Genomic DNA, 9769 nt, shown 5'->3' with positions numbered 1-9769 from the left:
TGGCCCAGGAAGACCAGTTCTACGCGTCGGCCGTCACGGGTCATGTCCGAGGAGATCTGTCCACCCGAAATGCCGAAGACGGCCTCCATCTTGTCGCCCTTGCGCTGCACCTCGGCGATGGGACGCAGTCCTTGAAAACGCGCGGGCGATTGAAAAGCGAAGGCCAGGCGGGCCCGAGCCAAGTCGCGGGTGGAAAAGTCGACGAATCCCTTCTGTGAGCGGATCAGAACGTCCTGGCGGGTGGTCTTGACCTTGATCTTGTGAAAACGGTCCTTGCCCTTGCGCAGTTTTTTGGGCTCCACGGCCGCCAGATAGACGTGACTTTGCTCGGCCGTAGAGGCCACCAGCACGGCGCCCAGGTCGTTGCTGTTGTAAAAAGCCGAACCGTTGGTTCCCGCCGCCAGGGCCACCAGAGCGTCCTGGCTGTCGGTGATGTCGTCGATGCGGGTGGTGTCGAAGAGCTGCACGGGGATGTCGCCTTCCGCTCCGTCGCCCGTGATGGTGCGGAAGCGTTCGGCCACGTCGACGAACAACTCATCGGTGTTGGTCCTTCCCTCGACCTGGGAGAAAATCGAAGGACTCTCGGAATTGGGGTCGGAGGGATTGTAGGCGCCGATGCCCGGCACGCCCACCAGTCCGCGGGCGTCAACCGTATAGAAGCTGATGCCATAGGCGTTGGAGAGGGAGACGATCTCCTCGATCGTCTCCTTGACCTGCGGATCCTTGGCCACGGCGGCGTTGCGCGAAGCGTTCATGCGGGTCTGGCTGTTCCTCGAGGAGGCCACGGCAGAGCGGGCAAAGAACTCGATGTCCTTGAGCGGATTCATTGGATAGCCTTCCGAGAAGAAGACTACGTGCTTGCGTCCGGGATGAGAAGAGACGGCGTGCACCAACTCCCGCATCCCGTTGCGCAGGTAGTGCATCTGCTCCAGCAGTTCATCGATATAGCCGGCGTCGGGGATGCCGCTGGCCCTGGAGGTGCCGGTGGGGTTGAAGAGCGTACCCGGCTGCAGGCTGTTGACGGCCTTCAGCAACACCCCGCGGTCCTGGGTGAAGGGCGCGACTACGTTCAGCTTGCGGTCGATTTCGGCCAGCATGACGAAGTGGTCGGCTTCCAGAGACTGCCCGATAAAGCCCTTGATGGCTACCACCGAACGGTAGAAGTTGGCCGCATCGATGGTGCGGCTGTCGAGCAGGATCACGGTGCGCTTGGAAAGCTGACGGCGGAAGGCGGGGTCGTCGGGGGCCTGGGGATCGACCTCTCGCGCCGATGACATGGCCGAACCGTCGGCAGCCGCCTGGTCACCGGGCATAGGCGGAAGCAGATGAAGGAGCTTTTGTTTCTTGCCGTCGATTTCGACTTCGATCTCGTCCAGAGTCAAGTCGTCGACAAAGCGTCCTCTCTTGCTCAAGGCCAGAAATTCGATAATGACCCGCTCGGAGTTGACGCGGAACAGAGGCGTCTTGTCGTCGGGCTCCTGTGCGGGGAGGATCGATCCTCCCAGGACTCCCGCGAGCAGAACCGTGAGGATTCGGCGCATGGTGTTTTCCCTTTGTTTGCTGATCAGTTAACGCTGAATTCGAGTTGCTTGGCGCCCATGGTGCCGGCCATGCGTCCTCCGGGCCCTCCGGGGGGAAGAGGCGGACGAGCTTTTGCTTCTGGCCGTCGATCTTGACATCTGCCTCCCAATGGACGTTCTGCTCGGGCGCTGAGAACCTTGAATAACTCTGGCCATTATACGCCCCCTGGCTCCGTCCGCACTAAAATGAGGTAGGAACGAGAGAATACTCTGTCGAGAATTGTGACTAAGTTTCGCCTTGGGTAGTTCCGATTCGCCCAAGGGTTGGCGGGTGTTACGGCGGCGATTATAATCCGGCACTCAAAGGAGGGCTCGTGAAGAAGAATGTTGCCGTATTGCATTTGTTGATGCTGATTTGTCTGTGGCTGCCGCTCTCGATGACCGCTCAGGAACCGGAGCAGGACGAGCAGGAACAGGGTGCGGAAGCCGAAGAAGATAAAAGCCGCCTCAACTCGTCCGCCTTCGGCGGCCTCGAGCTGCGCTCCATCGGCCCGGCGGTTACCGGCGGACGCATCGGCGCCATCGCCGTCCACCCCGAGAAGCGTCATCTCTACTACCTGGGCGTGGCCTCGGGAGGCGTCTGGAAGACCGAGAACAACGGCGCCACCTGGACGCCCATCTTCGACAAGCAGGGCTCCTACTCCATCGGCGACGTGGCACTCGATCCCGGCAACCCCAACATCGTCTGGGTGGGGACGGGCGAACGCAATTCGCAGCGCAGCGTCTCCTACGGCGACGGCATCTACAAGAGCTTGGACGGCGGCAAGAGCTGGAAGCACATGGGACTCAAGCAGTCCGAGCACATCGGACGCATCCTGGTGCATCCCGAGGACGGCAACATTGTTTACGTGGCGGCCCAGGGTCCGCTGTGGGGAGCGGGCGGCGACCGCGGACTCTACAAGACCACCGACGGCGGGGCCAACTGGAGCAAGGTGTTGGAGATCAGCGAGCACACCGGCGTCAGCGACGTGGCCATGGACCCGCGCCATCCCGACGTGCTCTACGCCGCCGCCTACCAGCGCCGCCGCCGCGTCTGGACCATGATCGACGGCGGACCCGAGAGCGGCATCCACAAATCGACCGACGGCGGAGCCACCTGGACCGAGCTGACCAGCGGACTGCCCAGCGTCGACATGGGCCGCATCGGCCTGGCCGTCTCCCCGGCCAATCCCGACGTCGTCTACGCCCAGGTCGAAGCCGCCGAGGACAAGGGCGGCATCTTCCGCAGCCAAGACCGCGGGGCCACCTGGGAGCGGCGCAACCCCTTTGACGCCACCGCCTTCTACTACAGCCAGATCGTGGCCGATCCCGTCGACCCCGACCGCATCTACACCCTCAACACCTTCACCTGGGTGTCGGAAGACGGCGGACGCACACTCGAGCGCCTCAGCAACCGCAACCGCCACGTCGACGACCACGCCCTCTACATCGATCCGGGCCAGCCCAACTACCTGCTCATCGGCGGCGACGGCGGACTTTACGAGAGTTACGACCGCGGTGAGACCTGGACCCACAAGGCCAACCTGCCCATCGTCCAGTTCTACCGGGTGGAAGTCGACAACGAAGAGCCCTTTTACAACGTCTACGGCGGAACCCAGGACAACGCCAGCCTGGCCGGTCCCTCGCGTACCTACGCCAGCGACGGAATCGTCAACGCCGACTGGTACGCCACCCGAGGAGGCGACGGCTTCCAGACCCGCGTCGACCCCAACGACCCCAACATCGTCTACGCCCAGGCCCAATACGGCGAACTGGTGCGGTTCGACCGCCGCAGCGGAGAGAGCATCGACATCAAGCCCACCGAGGGCGCCCAGGAGAAGCCTTTCCGCTGGAACTGGGACTCGCCGCTGATCCACTCGCCCCACTCGCCTACCCGCATCTATTTCGCCGCCAACAAGCTCTTCCGCAGCGACGACCGCGGCGATTCCTGGACGGCCGTCTCCGGCGACCTGACCCGCCAGATCGACCGCAACACGCTTGAAGTCATGGGCAAGATCTGGGGACCGGACGCGGTGGCCCGTCATCGCTCGACTTCGCAGTACGGCAACATCACGGCCCTCTCCGAATCGCCGCTGGAGGAAGGACTGATCATCGCCGGCACCGACGACGGACTCATCCAGATCACCGAAAACGGCGGCGGCCAGTGGCGGCAACTGAAGAGCGAAGACCTGTTAGGGATCGACGAGCGCGTCTACGTGGCCGACGTGGTCACTTCGCGCCATAACGCCGGCCGCATGTGGGCCGTCTTCAATAATCACAAGAACAACGACTTCAAGCCCTACCTGCTGCGCAGCGACGACCGCGGACGGAGCTGGACCCAAATGGTGGAGGGCGTCCCCCAAGAAAACTCGCCGCTATGGACGGTGGTGGAAGATCACGTCGACCCCGACCTGCTCTTCCTGGGCGGCGAGTACGGACTCTTTTTCTCCATCGACGGCGGCGCCATGTGGATCGCCCACAAGTCGGGACTGCCCGTCATCGCCGTGCGCGACCTGGCCATTCAGGAGCGCGAGAACGACCTGGCGCTGGCCACCTTCGGACGCAGCTTCTACATCCTCGACGACTATGCTCCCTTGCGTGAGGTCAGCGAGGAGCTGCTGGAGGCCGAGGGCCACATCTTCCCCGTGCGCGAGGCCCTCATGTACGTCGAAGACCGCCGCCGCGCAGGCTCCTCGGGGGACGCCTTTTTCACCTCCGACAATCCGCCCTACGGCGCCATCATCACCTACTACGTCAAGGACGCCGTCAAGAGCAAGCGGGCCAAGCGCAAGGAGGCTTCCAAAAAAGACGGTCCCATCGAGCCCACCCGCGAGCAGTTGCGGGAAGAGGAGCGCGAGATGCCCCCCGCCGTCTACCTGACCATCAGAGACGCCCAGGGCAACGTCATTCGTCGCCTCGATGGGGCCAACCGCAAAGGCGTCCACCGCGTCGACTGGGACCTGCGCGACCCCGGAATCAGCCTTGAGACCGGGAACGGCGGACGGGGACGCCGCGGCGGCGGCAGCGGTCCCCTTGTCATGCCCGGAGAATACTCGGTCACTCTATCCCGCCTGGCCGAGGGCCGGTGGACCGACCTGGCGGGGCCCGTCGCCTTCACGGTCAAGGTTGAAGGCGAAGTCACCCTGCCCGCCTCCGACCGCCAGGAACTGGTCGACTTTCAACGCAAGACCTACGAGTTGATGCGGGCCGTCAGCTCGGCCTTGCGCGTGGCCAATGCCACTGAAGAACGCCTCCAACAGGTGCGCGCCGCCATCCTGCAAACGCCGCGGGCCGACGTCCAATGGCTGTCCGAGCAGGCCTCCCTCCACCAGCGCTTGCAGGACATCCTGCTGGAACTGCGCGGCGACCCCGACGTGGGCGACGTGGGATTGCCCTCTCCGCCCTCCATCAACAACCGGGTCAGTTCGGTGGCCTTCGGAAGCCGCTTCTCGACCTCCGCCCCCACTCAGACCCAGCGCGACCAATACGATATCGCCGCCGGGGCTTTTGCAGAGGTGCTTCCCCAACTGCGCCAACTGGTGGAAGAAGACCTTCCCGCACTGGAAGAAAAACTCACCCAGGCCGGCGCCTCCTACACCCCGGGCCGCCTGCCCGATTGGGACAACAATTGAGGAAGCCAGTGCGGATTGAAGGCGGGTTGGCGAAGTTCGGTACAATGCCCACAGCATGAGAATCAAAGTCTCGCTGGCTCAGATCAACCCCAAGAGCGGGGACCTGTCGGGGAACACCGGGATCATTCGCTCGGCCTTTGAGAAGGCCCGCCGCGAGGGCGCCGACCTGGTGGCCACGCCCGAACTGTGCCTGACCGGCTACTGCCTGGACGAGAAGCTGCTGGCCAACCGCAGCTTTCTCAAGCAGAACAAGCGCATCCTCTTGGACGAACTGCTTCCGGCCACACAGGGCATCGCCGCCGTCGTCGGATTCATCGACTTCGACACCGCCCGCCGCGGACCCGACGGCTGCTGGATCCGCTACAACGCCGCCGCCGTCATGCAGGACGGCAAGCTGCTGCAGATCGTCCACAAGCGCCTGCTCCCCTCCTACCGCTATTTCGAAGACAAGCGCTATTTCGAGGCCGGGCGCCAGGCTGATCCCGTCTCCATCCGGGTTGAGGGCGGCGAGATGACCGTGGGCGTGCTCATCTGCGAGGACATCTGGGACGAGGGATACGAATTCAAGCCCTCGCGCCTGCTCTGCGAGAAAGGCGCCCGCCTGCTGGTGGTCATCAACGCCAGTCCCTTCGTGGCCTCCACGCCGGGACGCCAGGACGGCAAGCGCTTCCGCCGCCGCGACCTGGTGCGCCGCCAGCGAGAGTGCACGGGCCATCCCATCGTCTACGTCAACACCGTGGGCGCCGGCGACAACGGCAAAAACCTGATCATGTTCGACGGCTCAAGCCGCGCCTATGACAGCCAGGGACGCCTGGCTCTGGCCATGCCTTCCTTTCAGAAAGCCCAGGCCTCGGTCACTTTCAAGGACGGGTTGGCCGAGCCGGTCGAACCTCCCAAGTTCGAACGCGAGCAGGAAATCTTCGAAGCCTTGGTCTTGGGAGTGGGCGATTACTGCCGGAAACTGGGCTTTGAGCGCGTTATCGAACCCATCTCAGGGGGAATCGATTCGGCTTTGGGCGCCGTCATCGCCTGCCAGGCCATGGGACCGGAAAACGTCAAGCTCTACAACCTTCCCACCCGTTTCAACAGCCGGGCGACACGCGATGCGGCGGCCGAGCTGGCCCGCAACCTGGGCGCCGAGTACAAGGTTCTGCCCATCGAAGAGATGTACGAGACGGTGTGCCGCCAATTCGAAGAGCATGCCCACCCCATCCAGCGCAGCGTGACCCGCGAGAACGCCCAGTCGCGCCTGCGCGGACTGGTGATGATGATGGAGTCCAACGATTCTGGCGCGCTGCTGCTCTCCAACGGCAACGCTACCGAGATCGCTCTGGGCTACGCCACCCTCTACGGAGACATGGCGGGCGGCCTCGCGGTTCTCGGAGACCTTACAAAGCCCGACGTCTACCGCGTCTCCCATTACGTCAACCGCCGCTTCGGACGCGAAGTGATTCCCAACAGCATCCTCCAAGCCGTGCCTTCGGCGGAACTGGCCGAAGGGCAAAGCGATCCCTTCGAATACGACGTGGTAGGTCCCGTGGTGGAAGACTGCGTGGAGCGCACCTATAGTCCCGGCGAACTGGTTGAGCTCTTCCAAAAGCGGGAACTCGATCCCAACCAATACCCCGAGGACGTCTACGACCGTTACGACGCCGAGAGCTTCGAACGGCTCTGCCGCCACCTTTTCGGCCTCCTCAACCGCTCCGTCTTCAAGCGCCTGCAAGGCGCCCCCATCATCGCCGTCAGCGACCGCGCCTTCGGCTTCGACCTGCGCGAAACCCTCATCAACGGCTGGGAGGGGTAGAAACGCAAGCAGCCTGCAAGATGAGGACACGGTTCGCGTCCTGAAACAGCCTAAAGCAGGCCTGGGAGATACTCAGCGATCGCTGAGGAATTCTCTGTCCACGTCCGTCCTAATAATAGACCTTACCTACACCAACCTGAACAGGAGGGAAGGATCCGATGGCTAAAAAGACCCATGAGGGCGAAGACGAGATCTTTTTCGCAGACAGGTGGCGAGGAGCGATGGCACTCCTTTCCGCCAACAAGTACTTATTCCTGCTGCTCTTGTTTCTCACCTATCTGCCTTTTGCCGGCAACAAAGGCTGGTTTCTCTACAGCGTGCTGGGAAACCTGTTCCATGAGTTCGGCTTCTGGGGGATCACATGGGTCGCTTTCGCGGTGCTGCTGAGCATGTGGTCCTTAATGGTGGCTCAAGGGATAGTATCCGATGGGATCCTGGTCGACCCCAACACTCATCCTCCCCGCTTTCTGGAGTGGTTCTTTTCGGTGCCGGTGCACTTCTTGCAGTTTCTCTTCTACTGCCTGCTGGCCGTGCCAACCATCTGGGTGATGATCGAGCATGCGGCGACATCGACGATTCTCTGCATCCTGGCGATAGCAATAGGCGCTCTAGCCGCCTTTTCAGTTCTCCTCTGCAGCGTTCTCTCAACCCGCTTGGCATCACCTGCCTTCAGACCGCTTGTGTTCTTTCATTGGCCTTCCAAAATCCGCCAAGACGCTCCCTTGACCGGCTTTTTCAATCTGCTTCTAAGGATCTTTTCATCACTTGCCCGCGGGTTGCACCTCTATTGGATTTTTCCCGGGGCGACGCCCGAGGAGAGGAATGCCAACTTCCACAAGAAGGACTCGCAAGTACAGCCTGTCCACTTCTTTTCCACGACTGTGGTCGTTCTGCTGGTGCTGGTCCTGGGCCTGTTCTACTTTCTCTACCGTCCGGGCTGTGGGTGGGCATCCGACTTGCCGGCGGTTTTTTTCCTCTATGTGCTGATGATGCTCCTGATCTGGGTCTTGGCCGGCCTGCAGTACCATCTCGGACGCTTCAGGATATCGCCCGTCTTGGGTTTGCTTGTGCTCATCCTCATTTCAGGGCTGACGCGCCGTCCCGCCGTCTACTCGGGACTCGAGGACGAAGGGCCGCCGCTTTCGGCGGTTGAAGTGGCCCGCAAGACCCCCAACAAAAACCTGGTGGTCGTAAGCTCAACGGGAGGGGGTATTCTGGCCGCCGGCTGGACCACGCTGGCCCTGGACCGTCTCATCAACGGCTGGGACTGTAAAGGCGAGGACACCGATTACGCTGGCCGGGCTGACCTGCGGAAGGAAATCCGGCTCATCAGCGGTGTCTCAGGAGGGTCCGTCGGGACCGCTTTCTACCTCCACGGTCTCAGCCAGCATCAATCGCTGGCCGAAATCCGCGCCAAGAGCGTGGCCCCGGCCCTGGGCGCCGTGGCTTACGGATTCGCCTATTACGACATTCCGGAACTGCTCCTCGGCCCTCTCTACGATGTCGACGACGACCGGGGATGGATGCTGGAGGAGGAATGGCATCGCATTGCCACCAGCAGGTGGCTGGAGGACCAGGTAGTCCGGGAGAATATGGACTTTTCCAATTTCTTCGATCATCCACGTATGTCCGGCTTCAGAGACGGCATCCGGGAAGGCAGCCTGCCGGCCTTCATCCTTAACGCCACCGCGATGGAATCGGGACGGCGTGTGATGATCACGCCCATCAAAAAGTGGGAGGAGGCAGATGCGGCCAACGCTCTCTTCGGGGAAGATCAGAGACGCGGATTCACCTTGCCAGAGTACCTTGAAGGAGAAACGCAAACCGACTTGAGTCTGTGGACGGCCGCCCGGCTCTCCGCCACCTTCCCTTACATCAGCCCGGCGGCGCGTTTTCGGGGTGTGGGCCAGCCCGTCAAGGCCTGCGAAGACAATCAACCTTGCGGCTATTCGCACAGCATGATCGACGGCGGCTACTACGACAATTATGGTGTGGCGTCGGCTCTCGACTGGCTCAACACGATCATGGAGGCTCGACTTGAACCAAACTCGGGACTCGAATTCGAAAAGGTAGCCGTCGTGCAGCTGCGTGCGTCGGCTCCCGACGATCCGCTCAGCGATTCCAATATCAGCTCGATCCGTGCGGCCTTGCTGGGTCCTGTCTTCGGCATTCTCAATATCCGCAGCGGGGCCGCTTTCGAACGCAACCGCATTTCGGTTCAGCGGTTCCTTGACCGCTGGCAGGCGATTTTCCGTCAAAGGGGAATCAACGTCAGGCTGAAGAACGTGGTCTTTCAGCCGGCTCAGGATTACGAGGGCCCTCTTTCCTGGCAGCTTTCCAGGCGCGAAGTCGATGCGCTGGAGGACGCCTGGGACAGCGCCTCCATCTGCGCCAAGGCAAAAGACTTGCAAGGCTTTCTCGCCAGCAGCGTTGCCCAGACTGCGCCCGACGAGCAGGGGATCAGGTAAGATCCAGCAATGGACCGCCCAATCGACAGCCGCTTGGCCATTGTGGGACTTGGCAAGATGGGGAGCATCTTGCTGCAAGCCTTTCTCGAACAGGGACTCTTCGATCCCAAGCGCATCCGGGCCTCGGTGCGCCATTCCCACCGCCTCGAGCAGAGGCGCGAGAAATTCGACGTGGAGGTCAGCACCGACAACCGCCACACCGTGGCCGACGCCGAAATCGTGCTTCTGTGCATCAAGCCTCAGGTGGTCAACGAAGTGTGCCGCGAGATCAGCCAGACCCTGCGTCCGGATGCGCTGGTCATTTCC

General features: G+C 62.2%; 5 protein-coding genes. 4 read left to right on the top strand and 1 reads right to left on the bottom strand.

Features of this window, described 5'->3' with window-relative positions:
• The coding region (locus tag VLU25_19055; protein ID HSR70035.1) for a VWA domain-containing protein at positions 1-1541 on the bottom strand (1541 nt) is incomplete at its 3' end.
• A 353-nt stretch (positions 1542-1894) separates the two neighbouring features.
• Here VLU25_19055 and VLU25_19050 point away from each other — a divergent pair.
• The 4 genes from VLU25_19050 to VLU25_19035 all read left to right on the top strand — a co-directional run.
• Positions 1895-5191, top strand: a complete 3297-nt coding sequence (locus tag VLU25_19050; protein ID HSR70034.1) for a glycosyl hydrolase — start codon at positions 1895-1897, stop codon at positions 5189-5191.
• Positions 5192-5246: 55 nt separating this feature from the next.
• Entirely contained in the window at positions 5247-6995 is a 1749-nt protein-coding gene (gene nadE / locus VLU25_19045; protein HSR70033.1) for an NAD(+) synthase, read from the top strand.
• A 158-nt stretch (positions 6996-7153) separates the two neighbouring features.
• On the top strand, positions 7154-9463 hold the full coding sequence (locus VLU25_19040; protein ID HSR70032.1) for a patatin-like phospholipase family protein: 2310 nt from the start codon (positions 7154-7156) through the stop codon (positions 9461-9463).
• A 9-nt stretch (positions 9464-9472) separates the two neighbouring features.
• The coding region (locus VLU25_19035) for an NAD(P)-binding domain-containing protein (protein HSR70031.1) at positions 9473-9769 on the top strand (297 nt) is incomplete at its 3' end.

The organism is Acidobacteriota bacterium (genome assembly GCA_035471785.1).
GTDB lineage: Bacteria > Acidobacteriota > UBA6911 > RPQK01 > DATIPO01 > JANQFM01.
Note: the sequence above shows the minus strand (reverse complement) of the source record. Positions and strands in the feature narration are given on the sequence as shown.

What these genes read in the sequence shown, in the direction of transcription:
- nadE (HSR70033.1), top strand. Translation starts at nt 5,247, where the DNA reads ATGAGAATCAAAGTCTCGCTGGCTCAGATCAACCCCAAGAGCGGGGAC.
- VLU25_19040 (HSR70032.1), top strand. Translation starts at nt 7,154, where the DNA reads ATGGCTAAAAAGACCCATGAGGGCGAAGACGAGATCTTTTTCGCAGAC.